Genomic DNA, 24,585 nt, shown 5'->3' with positions numbered 1-24,585 from the left:
TCAAGAATTCATAATTTTCGAAGTATAGTAGTAAATAAAAAAGAAGGAGAAATTATCATTTCAAACAACAACACGCAGTTAGAACAGCAACCTGAACCTGATTCCGCACTCAAGCGCCTGGATGAATTGGTCGGTACGTGGAGTATAAAAGGTCACACGCTTGACTCTAAAGTCGACAACGTATCTGCACTGACTACTTTTGAGTGGCTACCTGGAGGGTTCTTTCTAAAACAGAACTTCGAGGCTGACTTCATGGACATGAAAATCCAGAGCCTGGAACTCATTTACTACGATCCGGAGAGCGATGCCTTCCCCTCACTTGTCTATTCCAATCTGGCAGGGATTCCCATCCCATACAAATATGATGTCCGGGGCAAGAACGTCACGATTACAACGGATCTTGCAGGAGGGGCAAAAATGACGGGAAAAATAAGCGAAGACTGCAATACCTTCTCTGGCGGCTGGAGACCGAACCCGGGCAAAGAAAATCCCGGAAACGTAGCTTACGATTTTGTCGGAACCCGGATAAAATAAATCGCTCGTTGATTGAAACCCGGATGAGAACAGTTCTGGGAGAATGGGGACAGGAATTATGAGAAAAATTATTATGTTTAATCGAATTTCTGTTGACGGCTTTTTTGCTGGTCCTAACGGAGAAATCGATTGGTTCATAGCAGACCATGAACTTGACAAAGCGTTACATGAAATGGGGGAACCCGGCATGGATTCACCCGACACGGTTTTGCTTGGCAGAGTGACATATCAGCTGTTTGAAAGTTTTTGGCCAAAGGTAGCTGCTGATCCAGAATCTCCCGAAGAAGCACGGGTTATTGCCAACGAATTAAATCAAATGACCAAAGTGGTTTTTTCAAAGACCTTAAAAGAAGTTTCCTGGCAGAATACCAGACTGGTTAAAGGTAATGTCATAGGAGAGGTAAGCAGGTTAAAACGAGAAAAAGGTTCTGATATCCTGTTATTTGGCAGTGGCACAATTGTACAGCAGCTTGCAGATGAAGGATTAATTGATGAATATTTGTTGGCGGTAACTCCGGTTGTTTTGGGAACAGGAAAACCGCTGTTTAAGGATGTCAAAAAATTAAATCTTAAGCTTTTAGAAACAAAAAAGTTCAAATCCGGAAACGTTTTGCTTCACTATGAAACTTAAAAAGGGGTACCTTATTCTACAGATCAGAGAAGCGAATGATTATAGAACAAAGTTGTGTAATTTTAGGGGTAGTTAAAATATGCAAAATTTCAAGAAGCAGTCTGATGGGGAGAAGACCCTATGAAAGCAAGTACTCAGAAAATAACACCGTGTTTGACCTTCAACCGCCAGGCCGAAGAGGCGGTGAATTTCTACGTTTCGATTTTCTCTGCTATATTTGAAAATTCAAAAATTCTGAGTATTACTCGCTATAGCAAAGAAGAACTTGCGGCTCTTTCATACTTACCCGAGGACATTCGACCCGGACCTACAGGCGGCGTAAGAACCGTTAGATTCCTGCTCAATGGACATGAAATTGAAGCGGTTAATGGGGGGGACTTTTTCAATTTCTGTGAGGGTATGTCGCTGTACGTTAGATGCGAGAGCCAGGAGGAAATAGACTGGCTCTGGGAAAAGCTGTCTGAAGGCGGGGAGAAAAGCCAATGCGGCTGGCTTAAAGACAAATATGGCGTTTCGTGGCAGATTGCACCTGCTATTGCAGACGAAATGCTTAATGATCCTGACCCTGAAAAATCAAATAGGGTTATTATTGCAATTTATGGAATGAAAAAATACGACATCGAAGCTCTGAAGCGGGCATATGAAGGACGGTGAAGGAACACATGCAGGAAGGACAGGTTTTGTATATAAATCCCGATGGGTTACCCAGGAATCCGGCGTTTACCAACGTAATTGTCGTAACCGGTCAGATGAAGACAATTTACATCGGGGGACAGGACGCAGTAGACGCTTCCGGCGCAATCGTCGGAAAAGGCGACATCAAAAAGCAGACGGAACAGGTTTTAGCCAATCTGCAAACGGCACTGCAAGCTGGCGGTGCTGAACTGGAGCATATCGTCAAATGGAATGTGTATGTAGTCCAGGGACAACCTCTTCAGCCGGCATTTGAAGCATTCCAGCAATTATGGGGTCAAAGATCTGATCCACCAGCCATTACCATGGTCTTTGTATCGGGATTGGCAAACCCGGATTTCCTGGTAGAAATGGACGCTATTGCCGTTGTACCTCAATGATGACCACAAATATAGGGAATGAGCGTACGGATTATGCGAATACCTGATGGGAATAGTCAGAGAAATTAACATTATAGGACTTACGCAGTTGAATTGTTTTCTGTAGATTACATTAAAATAATATTGTTTTCAATATAATAGTAGAAATATATTCAAAAAAAAAATCTTTGAGTTGAATGCAATAAATCCGCCTAAATGTACTGAACTTGATTACATCAACTTTCTCATTGYTTCTTCGCGCGTATTTAGCTGTACTGAAGCTTCTAAGTGTAGTTTTATAGACTCGAATAGTCCATCTCATGACTCTTTTACTCTCCTTCTTTTAAGGCAGCCTCCGGATACGGAGGCTTTATGGGAAGAAGTTAAGGATCTTGTCACTCCTGACACTGGATTTCTTATTATCGATGATACTGTTCTCGATAAACCTTATTCCAAACGTATAGATCTTGTTCACAGGCAATGGAGTGGTAAACATCATCAGATTGTAAATGGCATCAATCTTGAAACCGTTGTCTGGACCTATAATGATGCTATAATCCCTGTTGAYTTTAGAATTTACGATATAGATACTGACGGAAAAACAAAAAATGATCACTTCCTTGACATGTTAAACAGGGCGGAAGAACGTGGTTTTAAACCCGAATTTGTTCTGTTTGATACCTGGTATTCCAGCATAAAGAATCTCAAAGCAATCAGGAAAAAAGGATGGCATTGGTTAACAAGGTTGAAGAAAAACCGGTTAGTTAACCCAGATAATACAGGTAATAAAGCAATTGAATTGTTAACTATTCCACCACAAGGTATGACGGTCCATCTGAAAGAGTACGGCTTTATTAAGGTATTTCGGATAGTTTCCGAGGACGGAGACACGCAATACTGGGCTACAGATTTAGAGCTTATCCGAAAAGTCCTACTACTCTGAACATTGTTATGTGGAAATGAACACAGAAGCATAATCCTATTTTTTCTTATCATATTCTCGTAGTTGTGTCCAGTTTTTCGTTTTGTTTTTACAGCACATTAGCTTGTATTGCGATTATTTTACTTTTCGGATAGGTTCTTACTGGATATGCAGAAAGAAAAAAGGAAAGAGCTAGCAAAGAAAGCTTGGAAGATTGAAGAATACCATAGAGGAATAAAACAGTTTTGTGGAGTAGAACGCTGTCAAGCAAGAAAAAATAGTGTGCAGAGAGCACATATTATGATGGCAATAAGAGCATTTCTAAGATTTGAAATTCAAAGAATAACAACAGGCATTACATGGTTTGAAACGAAATGGAACATTACTAGAAACGCTGTTAATCAATTTATAAGAAAGCCAATCTATACTTTAGTTTAAAAATTGAGAAAATGAAAAAGTTGCCTGCAAAGCAGGCAAATGCGTAAGTCCTATATATATAAAATACTGATAGCAAACGTAAGATGAATATTCATCTTAATATCATAACACGGTAATAACTTACATATTCCTGGCTCTTGATATCCCCATGTATGAAAACCGCAAGCGAAAAATTGATGAGGTTTTTTGGAGCATTTAATACATGGATGTAAAGGAATATCAGTCTGGATATTATTGCAAACAGAATTTTTTAAAATTCATAATTGCCGATGTCGGCCTTTCCATGCCAAATCAAATATTCACAAGTTTAGATGTTGAAAAGATAACTGGAATTCATCGCAAAAAAGTCGGTAATGCCCTTTGGCACTATAAGAAGGTCGGTATCCCTTACTTCAGGCGACTCATGAAGAAAGCACCTAATGGACTGATCAGATGGCAGGTTATATTTTCACTTGGGTTTATGGTAAAAAATAGACGGCTATTATCCTCAATAAATTAAGTTGCTCTGCCGTGCTGGCAGAAGTGATTATTCGGATCTGCATTTTTGAGGTCATACTCTTTCCAGACATCACATGAGTCACAAATGCATTGTCTGTCAAAGTTAAGGTCTTTACATCGGAACCTATCTTCTGAGCAATATACCCCCGGGATATACTCTGGATTCGGGACGTCTCCTGCGGGCATATATTCCATTGCTTCTCTTGAACTTTTAATTTTATCCTGTGCGCACGGACTGTCAGCCTGGACCGGACACTGCGGGCATTTACATCTACTAATGTTTTCCCCCAGGTAAGGAACTATAAAATCTGTACATTTTTCAGAAGTTCTGTTTCTGTCTCCAGGTGTTATAGAGCCCTTTTCTTCGGTTGATGTACCTCTTCCCATATTGTAATCCCCAAAATTGATACTCCAATTAACAATCTCTTTTTATAATTTGTTTCTATTAATAAAAATCTTTGCATAATTATCAATCTGGGCAGTCAAAGAGCCCTTAAAAGAACTTAACTAAACAATTGTTTTCAATTTATTCTAGAAAACGGAGATTCTTCCTCTTCATTCATATTTCCCAGATATTTGCAGGCATTTTACAGGAAGTTCACCAAGGAAAGAAACCTAAAAGGCTTCTTATAATTTCCAGAGAGCCTCTATATCGGGTTAAAAATAGTTTCCTTACCTTCTTTATCCTGAGTCGACAGATAAGTTTTAAGCGAGATCGTATTTGACATATCAAAAAGTCAGGCAATGTTTAAATTTACAGCTAATTAATAAATATAATGTTAAGAAAAAATTACTCAATTTTCCTTATATATGACATCTTTTTCTTTTATCCCGAAAATCAGTTTCCGTCTAATTTTGTCAGCAGAAATAACCATAGATCAAAATAGGTAATTGTGATTTCTGGAGAAATTGTAAGGGCGGGAGTACTTGTATCAGGAAGGGTACAGGGGGTGAGTTTTCGAAGGTTTGCAAGAAATGCTGCCGATCGCTTTGGAGTTGACTGCAGCCCCATAAACTCCAGGGTTTTCATAATCGAAACACCAAACCGACAAACATTTAAAACGTAAATTTAATCCACGATGTTTACTGTACTTGAATTTATACCTCAAGTGTGTAAGTCCTATTAAAAGCGGCCTCTCTAAAAGTCTCAATCATTTTCAAAGTAGATTCGAATAAACATATCCTTAAGATAAGTTTTTATTCTAATTTCGATTTCCGGAAATTAAAATATAATAATACAACCTTCTTACCATTACCTCAAGGGGAGATGGTAGTTAGGGAACCCGATTTGTCGAAGCAAGATGCAATATCCGGATATTGCAATTTTGACCGAAAAAAAAGCAGGCTAATTTTTGTTTTGATTGCCCTTTTCATAGTATTATGGTCAATTCTTCTTAATTTCTATACTCCTGAACAGATAGTCGCAATGCTGGGCATACATAACGTTTACATTTTTGTCTTTTTACTTGCAATTATCGTTGGTGTATCCGTATTTACTACCACTTTGTTCTATACATCCCTGGTTGCAATATCCTTTGGCGGAGTTAACCTGGTCTGGGTTTCTTTGCTTGCAAGCGTTGGTCTTCTTTCCGGGGATCTGGTAGTTTATTATTTCTCTAAAACAGGTAGCCAGTGCGTTCCGGAAAAATATGAAGGCATTATTGTTCGCTTGATAAAATGGACTAAAAAGTACAGTGATAACAAAATTATTTTGCTAATTTTCTTCTATTCTCTCACGCCACTCCCAAGCGATGCAATTTCAATTTTTCTTGGAGTAACATCTTTCCCGATTCGAAAAATGGTCCTCCCATTAGTTCTTGGTAAATTTATACTGATATTCGTTTTCCTGGAGCTTGTAATGCTTGGATACAGCTTTTTCTGATCGGAAGATAGGTAAATTATATTATTGAGCAGAGAAAGTAATAACATAATGGTTAACATATTGGGTGGAAGGGAAACAGGGAGAGGGCCTCTACAACTGGATATAGGTGTAGTTCTATCAGGCCTTGGAGGGAACTCCAATCAAGAAAGGAATCAATTCAACGGGCTCTTTTCCTTTTTTGGCATCGATTTTGGACTTTATATTGGACCATCATATAATCCGTTTCGGACTATAGGGCCCAGTATCGGCATTGGTCTGGTAATAGGGTCCAATGGTTTTCTGGCTTTAAAATTAGGTATTCATTTCAGGAGAGCATTTGGTTTAGCTATGCTGTTTCCTATAGTTCCTATTTATGGTGTTACCGGAGCGAGCTTTTTAGCTGCTTTGCCTGTTTCAGAAGGCGCTAAAGCTGCAGCAACTGTCCCATTACTGTTAGTGCCGGCAGCTTTTGTATACCAGGAAAATATCAAAGAATTACGTACACGTGGAACAGAAATTGTAAGGAAGTTGAGATGGTATATTTCAGGAAAATAATTACTTTATTACATCAATTCTGAATATTGAAATATTCTAAATATTGAAATATTCTAAATATTGAAATATTCTAAATATTGAAATATTCTAAATATTGAAATATTCTAAATATTGAGATAATGCCCATGAACCTTTTTTTCTAGCGTTATCTTAGAAATTCTCTCATTTTTCCAGCCACTAACCTCTTTAGCGGCTTCCTGGTATCACCAATCCGGCGAAAGATATATTCCTCTGTGGTTGTAGAATGAATCTCACCGAGTTTATGCAAATCGAGCAGATAGTTCCTATGGCGAAAAGTTGCTTTAATCACACCTGAGATTATTATAAATTTCAACACTAAAGGAGGACGCACCTTGAAAATTGCAGTTGTAGAAAACGATAAATGGCAAACTAGTTCAATATTCGAACCAGGGTTCATTACAACATATGAAGACGGCAAGGAATGGAAAGTCCTGAACCGTTTTGAAAATAAAGTTTGCAATGCAAAGGGCATGGCTGCGGTACGCATAGCTGTAGCGGATACCATAAAACAGCTTGATGATGTAAAAGTAATTGTTGCAAGTGAAATCCCCGGGATAGCTTCCGGCATTTTTCAAGCAGCAGGCTTTGATATATTCATTGTGGAAAATAGCGTGCTAGATGTTCTTGATTCGGTCAAAAAAGAAATGCTTGAGGCAATTGAGGAACGGCAGAAAGAACCCGCCAAATTCGATATCATGCAATTTCTGGAACCCGGTGTGAATAAAGGTGATTTTTCTCTTAATATGGAGAAAATCCTTTCAAAGAATCCGGAGTTGACTTCAAAGAAAATTATGATCCCCTATCTGAAAAACGGAGAATTCAACAGGCTGGATGTTATTTGCAGTCATACTCCAAAGTGGTTTGTCACAGATTTAGGCACCCTGGGGTTTGAATATGAAACTTTGAATGAATCGCTGAATAGGAAGACCGTTAGAATAGTGCGTATGCAAACTTTTTAAGACTTGTTGGATGCGGAATTAGTGGAATACCATCAGAAGTATAGTATTTAAAGCCCCAACCATAATATTACCTGTAACCTGGGGATGACGTTTTGAGGCTCCCTTAATTGGTATGAGTCAAGACCCTTGTCTGCATAGGGCTTAAGCTTAATTTAAGGATATATTGGGGACGTGCAGGCAATTATCGATCCACTTTTTGGGTGCGAGCAATTCAACCATCTCGGGCCGAGCAAGTCGATGATATTTTGTGTCAGGAGTCTTTAAGTCTGGAGTCTTTGAGTCTGGAGTCTTTGAGTCTGGAGTCTTTGAGTCAGTAGTCAAAATAAGCTGTGGCAATCGCTTGAAAACATCCAGTTCAAAGCTCTGATGGGCTAGGGAGTCTTTGCGTGGGGCAATTGAGACAATATTGAGGTAGGCAGGGAACTCTGGTTTATCCGTCTTCAGCTTTATATTACACTTATCTATACCGTCCTGAGTTGATGCTGAGCTCGATGTAAATTGTTTACACCAGGAGGCGCATTTTGGAAGATAATTCAGGGATATTGGATCGAGAGGAGATTATAGATAGCCCGGTGAAAGGTCAATCGTCTAAACCGGCTACCCGGCGGAATACCTGGCTAAAAGTTTTAATATCCGCAACAGTTTTCTATATTCTCTTACTGGTGGCGTTGATGCTGACGGGCAATCCCAACCTGTTTCCCAGCCTGGTGATGGTTGGCAACTTTACGGTCCCTGTTGCCTACGTAGCATTCTTATACGAGCGCAGGTATTTTAGTCGCCTGAAAATGCCGACTGTTTCCCTGGCTTTCCTGTACGGTGGGCTAGTAAGTATTATCGCCACTTCTTTTCTGGGACCATTATTTAACATTCGGTTTGATCTTGGTGAGGCTCTAGCAGTAGGGCTCATTGAAGAATTTGCTAAAATCCTGGGTGTACTGGTGATCGCACGCCGCAGACAGTATATCTCGGAAATGGATGGGCTGATCCTGGGCGCGGCAGTGGGGATGGGGTTTGCGGCCCTGGAAAGCACCGGTTATGCTTTTACTGCCTTCCTGATAAGTTCGGGGAGCATTTCGGTAGCAGTGGAAGTGACCTTGCTTCGCGGTCTGCTTTCCCCATTGGGACACGGGACCTGGACAGCGATTTTAGCCAGTGTACTGTTCCGTGAAAGCGAGAAATGCTGCTTCCGAATCAACCTGCGAGTGATTGGCGCATACCTGCTTGTTTCCATTCTGCACGCAATGTGGAACGGGTTGTCCCCGGTTCTCACTCCCGTGATTGGTTTGGGATTAAGTGTGATCACCTCCTGGAGTGTAGTTGGTTTTATTGGACTGTATGTACTCTGGATGCGCTGGCGAGAAGCGGTCAGGTCACAAGCTGTTTTGCCACCAGAAACCAAGGCCAAATAAATTTGAAAGGGGAATGCGGGAGATTCCACACTAAGAATATCTGGGCATCAAAAGTAAATTTTACAATGCAGATGAGCTTCAGGATAAAGTAAAGAGTATCGATACACACTACAGTCAGAGGCAAGATTGCCTTAGCTAGAAAAGTCAGGCGATTTTTTTATCTGCATAATTATTTATTCAATTTAAAAAACTAGACCAAATCCAGACAATTACAACTAAATAATTAAAATAATGTCAAGTTAAAATAATGTTAATTAAAATAATGTTATGAATAAATTTCTCTATTTTGCTTATAGAGATCTCTTTCATTTATCCTGAAAACCAGTTTCCGTCTACTCTTACTTCCCGAAGTAACCATAGATATATATCGTTCTTATTCAAAATAGCCAATTGTGACCTCTGGAGAAACTTTGCGGGCGGAAATATTTGTGTCAGGAAGGGTACAGGGCGTGGGTTTTCGAAGGTTTGCAAGAAATGCTGCCGATCGCTTTGGAGTGGACTGCAATCCCATAAACCTCAGGGACGGAAGGGTTTTTGTTCTAGCTGAAGGCAGGCGGGAAGCCCTAGAACTCCTGATAAAAGAGCTTCGGAAAGGGCCGACTTTTGCGCACGTGGAACACGTTGATGTAACTTTTGAAGAGGCCCTGGGAAACGTGTACGAGCTTTCTTGAATAGGCTTCGTAACCTTTTATTTCCCTTGAGATAAGTTTCGTAACCTTTTATTTCCCTTGAGATAAGTTTCGTAACCTTTTATTTTTACCTTATTTAATAAGATATTTTTTACCCTGTTTAATCAGGTATTTTTTGCCCTACTATTTTTGCCCTGTTTAATCGGGTTGCTTTCTAAGGCATATCTCATGTTTTTTGGAATTTACCGTGTGTTCAGGAATTTGATCTTCCTCGGGATTTCCCGCGGGTTCGCGTTCATAGGGCTCGGCTTTCACAAGGACATAGGTATATTGTCCGAAGGCTTTTTTCAGGTTATGTTCCACGTGAATTGAAATTCGGTTTGCTTCCCCTATATCGAGAGCATTGTCAACTTTAATGCGGATATCCACGGCAATATTATTTCCTATTCTCCGGGTTTTGAGATTTGAGAGGGCTTTTACTCCTTCGGTTTTTCGGATAATCTGCCTGATCTCGCCTTCGGTCTTTTCATCAAGGGAGGCTTCTATGAGTTCGTTCAGGCTGTTGCGGAAAATTTTCAGGGCAACTTTAAGAATGATAAAACTCAGGAAGATCGCCATAAGGGGGTCGAGCACAACCCATTTTCCCCCCAGGAAGATTGCAGCTCCTATTCCGGCCAGGGTGCATAGTGAGGAAAAAGCATCAGAGCGGTGGTGCCAGGCATTCGCAGTTAGAGCCATACTGTTGATTTTCCGGGCCTGCAGGATTGTATAGTGATACATGAATTCTTTTGAGATTACTGAAAGCAGGGCTGCATAAAGAGCAATAAGGGCAGGCTGCTCAAGGGTTCCACCTTCCACGAACAGCAGGGTTTTCCTGAGCCCGTAAAGCAAAATCTGTCCTGCTACCACCAAAAGTATGAGTCCTACAAGGCTTGCAGAGAGGGTCTCAATTTTTCCGTGCCCGTAGTTGTGGCTTTCATCCACAGGCTTTCTTGCGATTTTAAAGCCAAAGATCACCACAATATCAGTCAGAAAATCCGAAAGAGAGTGGACAGCATCTGCGACCATTGCCGCACTATTGCCCAGAATGCCTGCAAATAATTTAAAAATAGTCAGCCCGAGGTTCACGAAGAGCCCGACGCCTGTAACCCGGACAGCCTGCTCAAACCTTTCTTCATATTCCATTTTTTGGTCACTTCCGTTAAAGAGAATCAAATTCTCGGATCTTCTTCCTGCTCTGTGGCAGTGGATACGCTAGAAACTCAGATACATTAAATCCATTTAAAGTACAGATCAAGCAGTTTCAGGTTAAACAGTTTAAGATGGGCTCAATGGGATCAATGAAATGAGCTCAATGGGATGGGATCAATAAAATGAACTCAATGGGATGGGATCAATAAAATGAACTCAATGGGATCAATAAGATGAGCTTAATGGATATATAATAAATATATCTCTATAATCTATATTAAATATTTCTTTATATAGTAAAGCTATCGAATTCATTTATGTTAATCTTCAGTTATTTTGATTATTTTTATTACTTCATCAACTTTTTCTCTTTTCTGGCAGTCTATGAAAAATCTGTTTGAGAAATCTGTTGATGCTATTCGGGGTAAATATGAATGGCATTACTCTTTATGAGATCATCCTTTTATTTTCAGTCGAATACCCCGCCAGCTTGCTCGGGGTGTGTCACTGCAACTTGATTCATTACAGCAACTCATGAGCCGCTCACGCCCGCCTGCTTATGTGAAGTATAAACAAATGATAGGTAAAAACAGGTAATAGGTAAAAACAAAAACATTAACTACGCAGGGCTTTCTTCCCATAATATCAATCAGGTAGCCGGATGTGCCCCATTTTTCAGAACAGATTTTTAAAATTTCTGCAGCTTTTTCCTTGCTCTACAGCTTTTTAAGAGCCCTGAGTGTTTCTTCATTCTTTTTTCAGGACCCTCATAATGATAAAAAATCCTGCAAGGTTTATTGCCCCTATCAGGAAATATCCTATCAGGTGCTTTGAGTTACTGCCAAAAACTGAGTTTCCTTCTCCGAAAATACCTGCAGAACTGGTTTCTTCTTTTGCTCCCGCCAGGGAGGATTCGCTTTTCTTTATTTCGGTTTCTTTATTCCCGAAATCGATCACCGAGTCGGTTTTTAGAAAAATCTCTTTTTCCTTTTCTTCAAGGCTATTTCCGGAATCAAGAACAGCCCTGACAGTATAGGAATTCTGCGACTCAAGTCCGAGGAAAAGGAACTGGTCGTCGTTTTCTGGGGATGAGATCACCTTTCCGTCCTTCCTAAGTTCTACGGACCCTTTTTCCGGAAGCTTGACTTTCAGGTTTACGTGACCTGTAAGCAGGATCTGCTCTCCCTGTGCAAACCTGGGCCTGTCCGGGATATTAAGGATTCCAAGAAGGGTTGGAGCAAAATCCTCCTGCCCGAAATCTCCTCTGACAACCCCGCTCTCAACGTCCTGAGCATATACAATAAGGGGAACCAGCTGCGCTTCATCCGAAACCGAGTATTTTTCGGACTGATGACCTCCTTTAGAACCATCTGCCGAAAAAGCCATCCCATGGTCTGCGGTCAGGACAAAAGCAAGGTCATTTTTTTCACATAATTTATAAAGGGGCAAAAGTTCGGAATCGAGGCTTTCGATGCAGTCTATATACCCGTAGTTGTCCCTGTAGTGCCCGCTCATATCAATCGCCCCTACGTTGACAGTTAAGAGGTATTTTTGTCCTGGCATGTTTTTTGCCATATAGTTCACGACAGCACAGGCGGCCTCAATTCCCCACCTGTTATACCCGTTATACCTCTCCCTTGTCTCTTTAGAGGTAACATATCCCGGAGCCCTGTCAGCCTCCTTTTCCATCAGCTGCAAAAGCCCGGAAGGCACTTGAGAATCCAGGGAATGATCATATTGCTCAAGCATTATCTCCATATTCTTTATAGAGTTGTTTTTATCTCTTAGGACAGCATCCTGTTCAGCGCAGATTGACCAGGAATCTCCTTTTTCCATTACCGCAATGCAGAGGTAGTCCGCTTGATGTAAAACATCAAAAATACTTGCGTCTTTAAAACTGACAAACTCACTGTCTGCGCCCGGGTTCCCGGTAACAAGGACTGAATGCCCTCCTTCGGTAAATGTCTGAGGAACACGAAACTCGATAATCCGTGCGCTGTTTTTTCCAATTTCCGGAATATTCTCAAGCCTGGCTTTTTCAAGGGGTGCACCGTCAAGTGCATGCGGCGTAAGCTCGGGATAGATAAAAGGTGCGCTTAAGCCATCAACGATCAACACGACTACCCCTGCCGGCGTATCGACAGGGTTTACCTCGACTTCGGTAAGTGCAGAGGCAGGAGCTGGAAAGGCTGCAGAAAAGATCAGCAGTGCTGCTGTAAGTAAAACCATAATTGAAAAGGGATTGAAATTTCGTGTTCCGGATATCATTGTAAATTATTTTACACACCTCCTCTATAAAGAATTTATCTTCTCAAAAAGGTTTGCTCTTAAAGTTCGCTTCTTGATCCATGTTCGCTGCTGATCAATTTTGCGAAACTGAGGATGCATAAATATGGGACTGTAGTAGAATATTTTAATATATATTTTTCTCGTATCCGGATTTCAGGTTACCTTTTTAAAGGTTTATTTTTAAAGGTTCACTATTCCAGAAAGAGTAAATGTATAACATTTGCCGCACATATCAGTAATATTCTGAAAAATATTCTGAAAAACCCTATCCATAATCCTAAAAACAGGAAGAATTCCTATGAAGATGAGCCCACGATGTACCTACTGCCTGCTTTCCCGAGTACATTTTCAGTCAAAGCTTTCTACTGACGATGAAGATCTGATAAGCAAGACTCTCCATGAGTGCCTTGGAGTCATGAACAAACATTATAGCCCGGAGGCAGTGTCAGCATCTGTAGCCACTAAAATTCACAGGAAGTGCTATGAAGTCCTGGAAGACAATGATCCGTATAAGGTTACAAAAAAGTTAATCAACCAGGCTGCATTAAAAGTCCTGCCCGCAGCAAAAGAAAAAATTTACGAAAATTCTCCTGATGACGGGGAACTCTTCAGGCGGGCAGTGCTGGCATCGGTTATTGCCAATTATTTTGATTTCGGGATTATGGGTTTTGATGCAAGCGAGGATAAATTTGAAGCTGCTTTTCTGAAATTTTTCGAGCACGGGCTTGACGTTGATGACACCCTGAAAATGATGGAACTTCTTCAGGACGTTGTCTATATTGCTGACAATTGTGGAGAAATTCTTTTTGATATGATCGTTTTTGACGTGATTAAAAAGCTCGGTGGAAAAATTACCCTGGTTGTGCGTGGAGGTCCCATCCTTACAGACGTAACTCTGGAAGAAGTAGCAGAGTTTCAAATCGACAAAAAGGTTGATAAGGTAATGACTACAGGCTCAAATGCAGTGGGCATCCTTGTAGAGGAAGCTCCTCCCGAATTACTCAAAGCCATGAAAGACGCTACTTTAATAATCAGCAAGGGCATGGCAAATTACGAGACTCTCTCAGAACATAACTTCGGGCCGATTGCTTATATGCTTCTTACAAAGTGCGAGTGTGTGGCTGAAGACCTAGGGCTTGAACAGGGCCTGTCGGTTGCAAGACTGATGAACTTCCCCTGAAGTTAGTGCCTGCCGGATTTTTTCGGCATCTATTTATTGATCGGGGCAACAAATAATAACCTGTAGACAATGAAAAAAATCAAATTAGATAAGTTAAATTAGATATATCTGAATATTGCATAAGGGTAATAAAAACCGATATATCACGTAGTGAATAAACTAATAAAGGTAAATAATTTTTAAAGGTAAATAATTTTTTTAATAAATGAATTAAATCAGATTTAAGGGAGAACACAAAATGTGCGAAATCAACGTTATTCTGCTTCGTGGAGATACGCGTGAGAGAGTTATGGATTCCGTAGCAAAGATCCTGGTTGAAGGCAACTCAATCCAGCTTACAGGAATTCTCGGAGACAAAATGACAGTTGGAGGCTCACTAAAAGAGGTTAATTTTTCACGTGGAGAAGCCCTTATTCTTGCAGATTGAACCTTTTCCTATTTTTTCTGATCTTTTCCTGATCTTTTCCTGGTTCCGAGTTTTTTCCTTTTTTCCGGTCCTTTTTACTCTGATTCTTTGTAACCCTGCCTTATGTGCCAGTCGATTCAGGTAATAGAAGTATTTTCCTCTTTACCCTTTCAGTTTTTCTCCTGAAGGCAGTTTTTTCTTTCAAGAGTTTCAGTTACACCGAGTGATGATACGCAGATTTGGAGTCCTGACCTCAGGAAAACAGTCTGGAAGCTCCGAAAACCCGAATCTCTCTTCTACTTTCTTTGATCAATAATAGCTCCCCGGGAAAAGCATTTATCTGTTCCTAGTCTATAACCTCAATGTGATCTAAGATATCACACTCAGGTGTAAAATAAAACATCCAAAAATTCCTATCATTAAATAATATCTTAGGTCGAAAATCGGGCAGTTTGCAGTGTCTTTTAAATCATACGTACATTATAAATTCATGAAACACTTTAAATTTATACCTAAACTTTGAGTTTGCGTATTCACTGCCCGGAAATCGCAAGTCAGGAAAAACCAAATTTTCAGCTGCTCAGGCTATTGTTTAACTATAATTTAAACTGAATTTAAACTAAATCCTGATTGGGTAAAAGAGAATTAAACAGGACAGGATCACAAATGGTTAAAGCAAAGATTGCAGTAAACGGTTACGGAACTATAGGGAAAAGAGTTGCAGACGCCGTACAGGCTCAGGACGATATGGAAGTCATAGGGGTTTCCAAAACGAAGCCTAACTATGAAGCTGCAGTAGCTCACCAGAAAGGGTATGACATATATGCCCCTGCTGAGAATGCCGGAGCCTTTGAGAAGGCAGGCATGCCGATAGCCGGAACCATTGAAGAAATGGTAGAGAAAGCTGAACTGGTAGTTGACTGCACACCTGGAGGGGTTGGGGAAGCAAACAAGCCAATGTATGAAAAAGCCGGGGTAAAAGCAATCTGGCAGGGAGGAGAGAGTCACCCGCTTGCAGGTTTCTCCTTTAATGCAGCCAGCAATTATGAAGGGGCTCTTGGCCGTGACCTGGTAAGAGTTGTCTCCTGCAATACAACAGGGCTCTGCAGGGTTATCTTCCCGATAGACAGGGAGTTAGGGGTAAAAAAGGTGAGAGTAACCCTTGCAAGGAGAGCTGTAGACCCCAATGATGTTAAGAAGGGGCCTATTAATGCAATCGTTCCTGACCCGATAAAGCTCCCGTCCCACCACGGGCCTGACATTAAGAGCGTGCTGCCCCACATCAACATCACAACCGCAGCCATGAAAATTCCGACAACTCTCATGCACCTGCATACCGTAAATATGGAAGTCAATACTGACTGCACTGCCGAGGACATCAAAAAGATCTTCGGTTCTCAGTCAAGAATCCGTTTCGTGGGGCAGGGTATCGGTTCAACAGCCGAGATCATTGAATTTGCCAGGGATATGGGACGCCCAAGAAATGATATGTGGGAGAACTGCATCTGGCCTGAGTCCATTACAGTGCATGAAAAGGAGTTCTACTTCTTCCAGGCAATCCACCAGGAATCAATCGTTGTTCCGGAAAATGTGGATGCTATCCGCGCAATGATGGAGCTTGAAAGCGACGGTGCAAAATCAATCCAGAAAACAAACAAAGCCCTTGGGTTCTAAGTCTCTTCCAGAGCTCTATTTCCAGGTTTCCGGGTTCTCTGATGAACTTTCTGACGAGCTGCCTGAGTCCTGATTTTTGATACCTCTGTTTCCCTAACCCGAAAAAACGGGTTATGGGAGCAGGAATCCCGAGATAAGAAGGATCCGACCTTTATATGATTTCAGATTCAAATTTTTTAAAGCTGTGCCGGGAGGCTTTTAAGGCTGCATACGATGCAACTTCTGAGCTTGTGGGCACTGATTCGGCAAGCAGCTTCGTATGCATGGGAGCTGACGGGACACCGACTACGAGTATAGACCAGGTTGCAGAGGACGCTATAGTCGAGGTGTTTAAAGCCGACGGCAGGCCCATGAGGGTAATCAGTGAGGAGCTAGGCGAACTCATTATCGGTAGTTCCCCTGAGTTCTCTGTTGTGCTTGACCCCCTCGACGGGACATATAATGCCTCTGCAGGAATTCCTTTCTACAGCGTTTCAATAGCTTTTGCCTCTCACGACCTTGCAGACCTCAAGTTCGGGTATGTGAGTAACCTTGCACTCAAAGAAGAGTATTATGCAGAAGCTGGAAAGGGAGCATATCTTAATGGGAATAAAATTAAAACCTCCATGAATTCGGACCTGAAGAACCTATGTGTCAGTGTATACGGCTACAGGCAGAACGTGGAAAGGACCAGAAAGATATATAGCAATGTCCGGCGTGTGAGGCTGTTCGGGAGTGTGGCTCTTGAACTATGTTATGTAGCTTCCGGCAGGCTTGATGCTTTTGTGGATGTCCGAAAAGCTCTGCGTGTAACTGATGTGGCGGCAGGGCAGCTTATCCTTGAAGAAGCCGGTGGGCTTGTTACGGACGGATACGGAAAAACTTTAAGGCTTCCTGATAACGTTACCGCGAGGGTGGAGATGGTAGCGTCCAACGGACACGTACATAATAAACTTTTAAGCTTGCTCTCAGGTGGATAATTTGGCAATTAAAAAAATAGGTCTCGCATCACGCTGTGATAGACCTGACGTACTTGATATGGTAAGGAGCATTATAGCTAACTTCCAGTCGAAGGTGCAGATATATGTCTCAACTGCCACAGCTGACGTCCTTGACATCGAAGGGACTCCGATAGAAAAGATGAGGGATGAGGGAGTCGAGCTTATCATAAGTGTGGGAGGTGACGGGACAGTCCTGCGGAACATTGCCAAAATGAAAGATCCTCTCCCTGTACTGGGAATTAATATGGGAACCCTCGGTTTTCTCGTAGATGTGGAGCCTGAAGATGCGATTGAGACCATAGAAGAGGTCCTCTACGGTTTTTCGTATCTCGAAAGGATGCGCGTGGATGTCTTCCTTAATGGGGAAATGCTTGAAACCGCTACCAACGAGATCGCAGTAATGTCTGCAAAACCCGCAAAGATTATTCAGTTTGAAGTATATGTCAGTGACTGCCTTCTTGATGAAATGCGTGCGGATGGTGTGGTTTTTGCAACTCCCACAGGCTCGACTGCCTATGCAATGAGTGCAGGGGGTCCTATCATAAATCCGAGGGTAAATGCAATTGTGGTGGTTCCTGTTGCCCCTTTCAAACTCTCTTCAAGGCCCTGGGTCATCCCTTCGGACAGTGAGATTACAGTAAAATTGTCAGACCATAAAAAAGAGGCTGTAATTGCCATTGACGGTCAGAAGTCTTACAGGATCAAGCCTGATGATATTGTCAAATTGAGGAAATCAAAATATCCTGCACGTTTCGTGAGGATTTCAGATACATGCTTTTATGAGAGAGTTCAGCGGAAACTTTCCTGAAGAAAAGCCTTCTTTCAGGTTTGATTCTTCTTTAATTTTAATTTCTTTATGAACGTAGGTTTTCAGAACCTTTTTCCTGAGGTCCGTTTTACTCCTTAAATAATTCGCTCAAATGTATCCCCTGAGATTTATCTTCTGAAGTTATTTCCCTGATACTTTTATCTCTCACGTTAAAAAACTGAAAGCTAATTTTTTCTCCGAAAATAGTAGCCCAAAAGTAGGAATATTGTTCCCGGAAACTCTTTTCCTCCAAGGAAAACATTTATACATGTGTAGGTAAAGCTAATGCTTAATTCTGCTAAATATAAGATTTTTTGACTTTTAATGGTGTTTTCGCCACGTACTTTCTTATCCAGGCCTTTGAATTTTTTTTCAGGGCAGTTGATACAAATATCATTAAAAATAATCAAAAATTCCTCAAATTGAGAAAAATCACGGGAAACAGCAACCATGTCAGAGAGCGAGCAGTACTCCAGAAACACACTTATGGACTTCATCGAATATCGCCCCCTTGATATCGAAATCTGTGACGTGACCCTGCGCGATGGGGAACAGACCCCTGGCGTTGTGTTCACGAAAGAACAGAAGCTGGCAGTAGCCAGTAAACTTGATTCCATGGGTATCGAGGTTATAGAAGCCGGATTTCCAGTAGTTTCCGCATACGAAAAGGAAACCGTAAAGGAAATTGCAAGGCAGGGCTTTAATTCAAGGATCTGCTGTCTCTCAAGAGCAGTAAAAGGGGATGTCGACGCTGCCCTTGAATGTGATGTTGATATTGTCAGCATTTTCATTGCAATGTCCGACATGCACCTCAAATACAAGTACCACCGAAGTCTCGAGGATATGCTCGGCTGTGCTAAGGAAGCCATAGAATATGCAACTGATCACGGTTTAAAAGTACGTTTTGCAGCCGAAGATGCAAGTCGCACTCCTATTGACCGCCTCAAGAAGGCTTTCAAGGAAGTTGAAAGTGAATACAAAGTGCAGTACGTAAGCGTTGCAGATACAGTGGGCATCCTGAACCCTACTACAACCCACTATCTTGTGAGTGAGATCTTTAAGTCCGTAAATACTTCAATCTGCATTCACTGTCACGATGACCTTGGCATGGCTACAGCTAACACCCTTGCAGCCGCCGAAGCCGGGGCAAAGCAGCTTCATACGACAGTCAATGCAATAGGAGAAAGGGCAGGAAATGCCTCCCTTGAAGAAGTTATGGTTGCTTTGAGGGTGCAGTACGGGATAGACCGTTATGATACAACAAAGCTGACTGCACTTTCCAGAATGGTCTCGGAATACTCGGGCATTACACCCTCGGTGAACAAAGCTGTTGTCGGACAGAACGCCTTCACTCATGAGTCAGGAATCCACGTCGCTGCAATCCTTGAAGAACCACGGACCTACGAACTCTTCCTCCCTGAGATGGTTGGCGGAAAGCGCAACCTTGTCGTCGGAAAGCACACAGGCACAAAAGCCCTGAAAGGAATAATCAACAGTATCGGCTTCTGCCTTGAAAGGGAAGAACTCTGTGCTCTGATTGAAAAAGTCAAGGTCTGCACCGAAGAAAAGCGCAAAAGCATTTCCCGGGAGCAGCTCGAAAAGCTAATTACCCAGGTCAGGCAGGAACAGAAAACCCTAGACAGTGGAAGAGAGAAGGTTTCTATCTAAAGTGTATAAGAAATGAGAATGTTTCTAACGATTCATTCTAATTCTTTTCTAAATCTAACTTTTTTTCCGAATCTAACTTTTTTTCCGAATCTAACTTTCTTTCTAAGTATTCTACATACATATGAAGCTATCAATAATTTGTTGATAATCTTCGAAAAACAGGTTTACCGATAGGTATCGGGTTCTTAGAACCGAAAACTCAAATGAGGTAAAAACTCAAAGGAAGCAATTTTCTCAAAAACCTGCCGTGAGGCGAAGAGCTCAGGTAGAGTAAGGAGGGGCGGTTCACCCTTAACGGAAGCAGAAAACGGCGTAATAGAATTAAAGAGGTGTGCTGATTAGATATCAAAATTAACCTTTAATACCTCACACTGTGGCATATTTTTAATTTGTACGCCCTCCAGTGTTCCTGTTATCTCCAGACTATCAAATTCATTTGAACCGCATAGTACGTCTTGATTCGGGTGTGTGCCAGGTGTGATACTGCAGCTTAGAACAGTCTTTTTTCCAGCCGATACTACGATTGGGAGCCTTGGTGATGCAGGATGGTTCTTTGGAAGAACTATTAACGGTGACCTGATTTCCCGAATCATGAAGAGAACGCATTTAAGCCCTTTCTCAGTTTTCTCATCCACTGAAAGCGAAGAAGCGACAATCAGGTCATGAGGCTCCAGTCCGAGTACGATTTCTTCATTTTCGGTTTCCAGAAAAAACTGCCCGTCCGGACCTGCTTTTACAATAGCTACTGTTCCTGCCGTGCCGCGCAGGAGAAGCATTTCACTTTCTTTCAGTGAAATGTCTTTAGAAGAAGCTTGTATTTTCATCTTAAAAATAGTATCTAAAAATCATGTTTATTTAGATTCTGTTACATTTGCAGACTGGCAGGAAGGGCATTTTACATTCTTGCCAATGCCTTTGAATTTGTTTCCACAGTCTTTGCATTCGTACTGTTTAAACGGCAACTTTCCTTCCATATCAATATCAAACGAGTCTCCAACGCTACACATAATTATCACCTCATGGTTTATCAAGGGCTTACTATAATCATTTAATCCACATATTATTACTCATACTTATCTAATTAATACCTTTCCATATCTGTTCCCGGGTAATTTCTGATCGCAGTTCTCCTATCAGGGCAACCCTTTCCACGAAAGCATTGTGATGATGGATACTTTCTTCATTAATAGAGCACCAGAAGAATCCCGAATTCAAAAAATGAAATACCGGAGTTCAAAAAATAAAATATCGATAATAAACTTGATTCCTATGAGGGCTTTTGAACGAAAAGAATCCAGGAAAGCCTTTCCTTGCTTATGCTCTCCAGAAATTTTCAGCTTATACCGATCTCTTTGATTCAAAAAAGTAAAAATTAAGAAATGTAGGTGGAAGTCCACTCCGGCTTTTCCGGTGGATGCGTTTCCAGTATTTCTCTCCATTTTTCGTCGGTCAGGCGGTCGGACATGGGCTGCTTGAACTCGTAATAACTCATCACGGGCCCGGCTCCTATGAGGATCCTGCCATCCGGAAGCTTATACGCAACTACGAGCATGTCCACATATCCGACTCCTTCTTCTAGTACGGTTTTTGTGTTGCCATCGGTATGGACATCAGCCACAACCGTAGTTTTTCTTGCTTTCTCATCGACATCGTCTATGACGCCTTCAAGCTGGTCCCCGAAATTCTTGATGAATTCGTAATCTTCTTCTGTCAACTCTTCATTTCCAAGTTCTTTTTCCGAAATTGCCTGAACACTCGAAAGAATGCTTTCAAGGTCCGCGAGCCTTGATTTTGAAGCGGGGTCAAGCACGCCCATTTCGTCAAGCCCCTGGTTTGCCATCTTCGTTAGGGCAAGCAGCCTGGCGTAAAATTCGGGGACTGGCTCTACGTATCCTACAACCGGTTTTTCTTCGGGAGGCATGGGCATGCCTGTTTCAGTTATAGTATAGCTTTGCTTAGCATAGAGGATAGTGTCGTGCCTGAGTTCGGTCCAGGAAGCAAGCGAAGTGCTCAGTTCTTTATCCTGCCAAGCATCGGTTTGCATAAAGGTGGGATAGCCTTCACCATAATCATTCAGGAGAGGCTGGAGGGAATAAAGCCATGACCAGTAGAGGTTCCTGTTCCACTCGGCTGCGCTGATATTCGAAAACTCCGAGTCCAGTTCCCCGTACCGGAGACTATAATTTTCGTAACTGGAATCGTTTAATTCGTTAAGCCAGTAGACAGCTCTTTCAGAACCCAGAAAAGCCATTGCATCGAGCCCGCGAGGGAAACCGCGAATAGGCCTTCCCGCCCCTGAAATTACTAAAGTGAAAGGCTCTTCCTTTTCTCCCTGATATTCACCTGTATAGGCTCCGACAAGGTTTGAGAAAACGTAAGAGTCCGGGATGAAACGCTGTCCCATGAAGCGGAAACCTGTGGTATTTTCAAGGCATTCGTCAGCCTGCTCAGGCGTGAAGGGCGGTTCCAGCAAACAGTTTCCGGTGCCGCCGTAGATTTCTGGGCCCTGGTATTCAGCAAGTGCGGTTTTCAGTTCCTCTACAACTGTTTCGTTAAACTCCCTTCCTCCATTTCCAAAGACCGAGTCCATGGCTTCCATGTATTCATAAGGTCCCAGGTCATCGGAAAAACCCACGTAAAAAGCCGTAACCCCGTAGATTCGGTCCCAGTTTTCAAGAAGTTCAGGCGAGTTTTCGAGCTCTGAAGCGATCAGGCTTGCCTGGATAGTCTGGATGCGGGCATCTTTTGCAGGGTCTTCGGATTTGATCAGTTCGCCCTTCAGAAGCATGCTCATCCTGCCGTGCCACATAAAAGCTTTGAAGTAATTCTTCAGGAGCTCCGAGTGAGTGTAGTGTCCCCTTGGCACATACTGAGAATAATCTTCTTTATAAAGGAAAATCGGAGAAACACTAAAGCCTTCGTGCTTTTCGATAAGAGCCAGTTCGGTTTCAACCTCTTCTTTTACAAATGAAGGGATCTCAAACTGGTACTGGTCTGCCGAACCTGCAGGGAAAAGAGCCTCATCAGTAAAGCCATAAGGATCTTCTGCTGCCTGTACCTGTTCGGGCTTCGGCTGGAGCAGGCTCAAAGCAACCGCAAAGTAAGCTGTATTTCTTCTTACGGCTTCTTTTTCTTCCCCTGAAGCGCTGTTGTATTTCTCGACCGAGGCATCCAGCAGGGCAAGATCGGTCTTCCAGATAGCATCATAAAACTCCTTTTCCTCTATCTGGCGCAGGGTCTCATCAAACTGGATATGATAGAGGTGCAGAAGGGAATCCGTGGTAATAAAAATAGGAACCTCCTCTTCTTTGAGAGTCACGTACATTGAAGTTATGTCCTCTTCTGCGGGGTTGTAAGGGTTTTCTATTACCACAAAACCATTCTTTTCCAGAATCTCAAGAGCTGATGCGTCCAGAGGGATTCTGGTAGAAAAGGTTCCATAATTGGAGATTTTGTCCCTTTGCAGGGGCAACTCGTAAGAAGGCGCTTTTAACTCGACATCAAGAGCTTCCAGATTATAATTTATCGGCAGGGAGGCACCCTTGCCCAGAACTCCTGAATAAGTTACGGCTTCTGTTTTAAGTACATCTGCGGCGTAGCCGGGCGCGTCCTGTTCTGTCCTCTGACCGGAGCAGCCAGCAAAAAAGACAAAAAGCAATAGCATCAGGTAGACTGATACTAATTTGATTCTGTATTCCATGATTTATACCTCAGGCAAAACTGATAAAAAATAAGTCAGACGTAAAATAATTAAGTTTTTACACCTAAAAAAGAAAAACCCTCTTTTTCCCTCTTATTATAAGGGCTCAGAGAGTCTATTATTCGTGAGGGCTCAGAGGATCTATTCTGAAAAGCAAAATCATAAATAATGCAGTCACAGCTCCTGAACTCAAGAGAAGCGGATCTCTGGTGATATTAAGAAGTGTGCCAGTGATAAGCAATAAAGCCCCTACTATCAATAAAATCTGGAATGTTCTGTTCAAATTTATTCACCCCTTTACTTCCCATTTTTTTATTCCTGGTGTTTTCAAAATTATTCGTTCAAAATTATTCGTTTAAGGCATAATATGTACCCTAATTCCCTAACATCAATTGTTTCTCTTTGGTTATTTATTTTTCCACAAAGCATTTAATTTTTTGTTAAACTTCAACCCGTTTTGAAGTTATGTTTCAAAATGAACAGGCTTTCGATTCTGAAAACAAATAGAAACCCGATTTATTGAAAACTCGATAAAAAACCAGTCTCAAAAAATAGAGATAAATATTTTTTGGATTCATCAGGAAAAATAAGCTAATTATTCTCAGGGAATTAAGCTGACTGTTTCCTGCCGGAAGCAGAAATATAACTGACTGAGAGTGAATATAATTTTTTTAAGTTCGCGGGGGTTAACAGCATAAATTCAGGTTAAAATAGTACAGTTTAAGTCCTGTTAAAAGTTTGGTTGCCTACTTTTGTAATGTTGATATTCTTCACTAATAAATGACAGTAGACGGCTCAAAAATCTGAATGCTTGGTTGAGTCACCCGAGTTTCACTTCCCGAGTTTCGCTTCCCGAGTTTCGCTTCCCGAGTTTCGCTTCCCGAGTTCCGCTTCGGGAGCACGAGGTCTGTTTCACTCGCTTCGCTCGCTCAAGCAGACTAAATTATAAAACTATAGCTTTTCCCTTCCAAATTGCGCCTCGCCCGAATTGTGCCTCGCCCGAATTGCGCCTCGGGAGTACGCGGTCCTTTTCGCTCCGCTGCGCTTCGCTCAAGAGGACTAAGTTATGAGTTTTAGTAGTGAGCTTTGCTCGGATGATTTATTCAAATATTCATGACCAGTACAACCTTATTCACCATACTGGGTCGTCCTGTTACACTCGACGCAGGAGAGCGTTCTC

Annotated in this window: 27 protein-coding genes and 1 pseudogene; 18 read left to right on the top strand and 10 right to left on the bottom strand. The window is 41.9% G+C overall.

Going from position 1 to position 24,585, the window contains the following annotated elements; all coding sequences use genetic code 11:
* The first annotated feature begins 6 nt into the window (after positions 1-6).
* The 7 genes and pseudogenes from FXV91_RS05275 (at position 7) to FXV91_RS05245 (ending at position 4,076) form a co-directional block, all read left to right on the top strand.
* Positions 7-534 carry a DUF1579 family protein gene (locus tag FXV91_RS05275; protein WP_345945474.1) on the top strand — a complete coding sequence of 176 codons (528 nt, stop codon included), beginning with the start codon at positions 7-9 and terminating at the stop codon, positions 532-534.
* Positions 535-592: 58 nt separating this feature from the next.
* Positions 593-1,165 (top strand): dihydrofolate reductase family protein, encoded by a 573-nt coding sequence (locus FXV91_RS05270; protein ID WP_229389125.1) that lies wholly within the window; start codon positions 593-595, stop codon positions 1,163-1,165.
* Between the two features lie 120 nt (positions 1,166-1,285).
* A complete protein-coding gene (locus tag FXV91_RS05265) occupies positions 1,286-1,819 on the top strand; it encodes a VOC family protein (protein ID WP_229389122.1) in 534 nt (177 codons plus the stop codon).
* 8 nt (positions 1,820-1,827) lie between these two features.
* On the top strand, positions 1,828-2,238 hold the full coding sequence (locus FXV91_RS05260) for a RidA family protein (RefSeq protein ID WP_229389119.1): 411 nt from the start codon (positions 1,828-1,830) through the stop codon (positions 2,236-2,238).
* A gap of 172 nt (positions 2,239-2,410) precedes the next feature.
* Entirely contained in the window at positions 2,411-3,160 is a 750-nt protein-coding gene (locus FXV91_RS05255; protein ID WP_229389117.1) for a transposase, read from the top strand.
* Between the two features lie 186 nt (positions 3,161-3,346).
* Positions 3,347-3,451: pseudogene (locus FXV91_RS05250) on the top strand (IS701 family transposase); the annotation flags it as partial.
* 328 nt (positions 3,452-3,779) lie between these two features.
* A complete protein-coding gene (locus FXV91_RS05245) occupies positions 3,780-4,076 on the top strand; it encodes a hypothetical protein (RefSeq protein ID WP_229389114.1) in 297 nt (98 codons plus the stop codon).
* Here FXV91_RS05245 and FXV91_RS05240 read toward each other — a convergent pair.
* Together FXV91_RS05240 and FXV91_RS20180 are read right to left on the bottom strand one after the other, a co-directional pair.
* Positions 4,073-4,462 carry a DUF2769 domain-containing protein gene (locus tag FXV91_RS05240; RefSeq protein ID WP_229389111.1) on the bottom strand — a complete coding sequence of 130 codons (390 nt, stop codon included), beginning with the start codon at positions 4,460-4,462 and terminating at the stop codon, positions 4,073-4,075. The genes FXV91_RS05245 and FXV91_RS05240 overlap by 4 nt on opposite strands.
* Positions 4,463-4,913: 451 nt before the next feature.
* Positions 4,914-5,105 carry a hypothetical protein gene (locus FXV91_RS20180; protein ID WP_345945470.1) on the bottom strand — a complete coding sequence of 64 codons (192 nt, stop codon included), beginning with the start codon at positions 5,103-5,105 and terminating at the stop codon, positions 4,914-4,916.
* A gap of 237 nt (positions 5,106-5,342) precedes the next feature.
* On the opposite strand from FXV91_RS20180, the gene FXV91_RS05230 reads away from it, so the two are divergent.
* The 3 genes from FXV91_RS05230 (at position 5,343) to anfO (ending at position 7,471) form a co-directional block, all read left to right on the top strand.
* On the top strand, positions 5,343-5,957 hold the full coding sequence (locus FXV91_RS05230; protein WP_229389108.1) for a VTT domain-containing protein: 615 nt from the start codon (positions 5,343-5,345) through the stop codon (positions 5,955-5,957).
* Between the two features lie 24 nt (positions 5,958-5,981).
* Positions 5,982-6,491: a hypothetical protein gene (locus FXV91_RS05225; protein WP_229389105.1), complete on the top strand. Its 510-nt coding sequence runs from the start codon at positions 5,982-5,984 to the stop codon at positions 6,489-6,491.
* 353 nt (positions 6,492-6,844) lie between these two features.
* Positions 6,845-7,471 (top strand): Fe-only nitrogenase accessory protein AnfO, encoded by a 627-nt coding sequence (gene anfO, locus FXV91_RS05220; RefSeq protein ID WP_229389103.1) that lies wholly within the window; start codon positions 6,845-6,847, stop codon positions 7,469-7,471.
* 147 nt (positions 7,472-7,618) lie between these two features.
* Here anfO and FXV91_RS05215 read toward each other — a convergent pair whose 3' ends face one another.
* Positions 7,619-7,792 carry a hypothetical protein gene (locus FXV91_RS05215; RefSeq protein WP_229389101.1) on the bottom strand — a complete coding sequence of 58 codons (174 nt, stop codon included), beginning with the start codon at positions 7,790-7,792 and terminating at the stop codon, positions 7,619-7,621.
* Positions 7,793-7,992: 200 nt separating this feature from the next.
* On the opposite strand from FXV91_RS05215, the gene FXV91_RS05210 reads away from it, so the two are divergent.
* Together FXV91_RS05210 and FXV91_RS05205 are read left to right on the top strand one after the other, a co-directional pair.
* Positions 7,993-8,880 carry a PrsW family intramembrane metalloprotease gene (locus FXV91_RS05210; protein WP_229389098.1) on the top strand — a complete coding sequence of 296 codons (888 nt, stop codon included), beginning with the start codon at positions 7,993-7,995 and terminating at the stop codon, positions 8,878-8,880.
* A gap of 428 nt (positions 8,881-9,308) precedes the next feature.
* Positions 9,309-9,551 (top strand): acylphosphatase, encoded by a 243-nt coding sequence (locus FXV91_RS05205; protein WP_229389096.1) that lies wholly within the window; start codon positions 9,309-9,311, stop codon positions 9,549-9,551.
* 156 nt (positions 9,552-9,707) lie between these two features.
* On the opposite strand, the gene FXV91_RS05200 is transcribed toward FXV91_RS05205, so the two are convergent.
* Together FXV91_RS05200 and FXV91_RS05195 are read right to left on the bottom strand one after the other, a co-directional pair.
* A complete protein-coding gene (locus tag FXV91_RS05200; RefSeq protein ID WP_229389094.1) occupies positions 9,708-10,694 on the bottom strand; it encodes a cation diffusion facilitator family transporter in 987 nt (328 codons plus the stop codon).
* Positions 10,695-11,447: 753 nt separating this feature from the next.
* Positions 11,448-12,929: an alkaline phosphatase family protein gene (locus FXV91_RS05195; RefSeq protein WP_229389092.1), complete on the bottom strand. Its 1,482-nt coding sequence runs from the start codon at positions 12,927-12,929 to the stop codon at positions 11,448-11,450.
* A 358-nt stretch (positions 12,930-13,287) separates the two neighbouring features.
* Between FXV91_RS05195 and FXV91_RS05190 the strand changes: the two genes are divergently transcribed.
* The 5 genes from FXV91_RS05190 (at position 13,288) to FXV91_RS05170 (ending at position 18,037) form a co-directional block, all read left to right on the top strand.
* Positions 13,288-14,169 carry a DUF89 domain-containing protein gene (locus FXV91_RS05190; protein WP_229389090.1) on the top strand — a complete coding sequence of 294 codons (882 nt, stop codon included), beginning with the start codon at positions 13,288-13,290 and terminating at the stop codon, positions 14,167-14,169.
* A 238-nt stretch (positions 14,170-14,407) separates the two neighbouring features.
* The gene (locus FXV91_RS05185) at positions 14,408-14,596 is read left to right on the top strand and encodes a CooT family nickel-binding protein (protein WP_229389087.1); all 189 of its coding nucleotides are present in this window, start codon (positions 14,408-14,410) and stop codon (positions 14,594-14,596) included.
* Positions 14,597-15,241: 645 nt separating this feature from the next.
* A complete protein-coding gene (locus FXV91_RS05180) occupies positions 15,242-16,249 on the top strand; it encodes a type II glyceraldehyde-3-phosphate dehydrogenase (RefSeq protein ID WP_229389085.1) in 1,008 nt (335 codons plus the stop codon).
* Between the two features lie 155 nt (positions 16,250-16,404).
* The gene (locus FXV91_RS05175; RefSeq protein ID WP_229389082.1) at positions 16,405-17,208 is read left to right on the top strand and encodes a bifunctional fructose-bisphosphatase/inositol-phosphate phosphatase; all 804 of its coding nucleotides are present in this window, start codon (positions 16,405-16,407) and stop codon (positions 17,206-17,208) included.
* Between the two features lies 1 nt (position 17,209).
* Complete coding sequence (locus tag FXV91_RS05170) at positions 17,210-18,037, top strand: NAD(+)/NADH kinase (protein WP_229389080.1); 828 nt, start codon at positions 17,210-17,212, stop codon at positions 18,035-18,037.
* Positions 18,038-18,222: 185 nt separating this feature from the next.
* On the opposite strand, the gene FXV91_RS05165 is transcribed toward FXV91_RS05170, so the two are convergent.
* Complete coding sequence (locus FXV91_RS05165) at positions 18,223-18,489, bottom strand: hypothetical protein (protein WP_229389077.1); 267 nt, start codon at positions 18,487-18,489, stop codon at positions 18,223-18,225.
* On the opposite strand from FXV91_RS05165, the gene FXV91_RS05160 reads away from it, so the two are divergent.
* Entirely contained in the window at positions 18,488-19,705 is a 1,218-nt protein-coding gene (locus FXV91_RS05160) for a homocitrate synthase family protein (protein ID WP_229389075.1), read from the top strand. The genes FXV91_RS05165 and FXV91_RS05160 overlap by 2 nt on opposite strands.
* A 338-nt stretch (positions 19,706-20,043) precedes the next feature.
* Here FXV91_RS05160 and FXV91_RS05155 read toward each other — a convergent pair whose 3' ends face one another.
* The 4 genes from FXV91_RS05155 to FXV91_RS05140 form a co-directional block, all read right to left on the bottom strand.
* Positions 20,044-20,529: a hypothetical protein gene (locus FXV91_RS05155; protein WP_229389071.1), complete on the bottom strand. Its 486-nt coding sequence runs from the start codon at positions 20,527-20,529 to the stop codon at positions 20,044-20,046.
* 27 nt (positions 20,530-20,556) lie between these two features.
* Positions 20,557-20,712: a hydrogenase maturation nickel metallochaperone HypA gene (locus FXV91_RS05150; protein ID WP_229389068.1), complete on the bottom strand. Its 156-nt coding sequence runs from the start codon at positions 20,710-20,712 to the stop codon at positions 20,557-20,559.
* Between the two features lie 365 nt (positions 20,713-21,077).
* Positions 21,078-23,405, bottom strand: a complete 2,328-nt coding sequence (locus FXV91_RS05145) for a DUF3160 domain-containing protein (protein ID WP_229389066.1) — start codon at positions 23,403-23,405, stop codon at positions 21,078-21,080.
* A 118-nt stretch (positions 23,406-23,523) separates the two neighbouring features.
* Positions 23,524-23,688 (bottom strand): hypothetical protein, encoded by a 165-nt coding sequence (locus FXV91_RS05140; protein ID WP_229389064.1) that lies wholly within the window; start codon positions 23,686-23,688, stop codon positions 23,524-23,526.
* Between the last annotated feature and the right edge of the window lie 897 nt (positions 23,689-24,585).

Source organism: Methanosarcina sp. DH2 (assembly GCF_020804225.1).
Classification (GTDB): domain Archaea; phylum Halobacteriota; class Methanosarcinia; order Methanosarcinales; family Methanosarcinaceae; genus Methanosarcina.
Note: the sequence above shows the minus strand (reverse complement) of the source record. Positions and strands in the feature narration are given on the sequence as shown.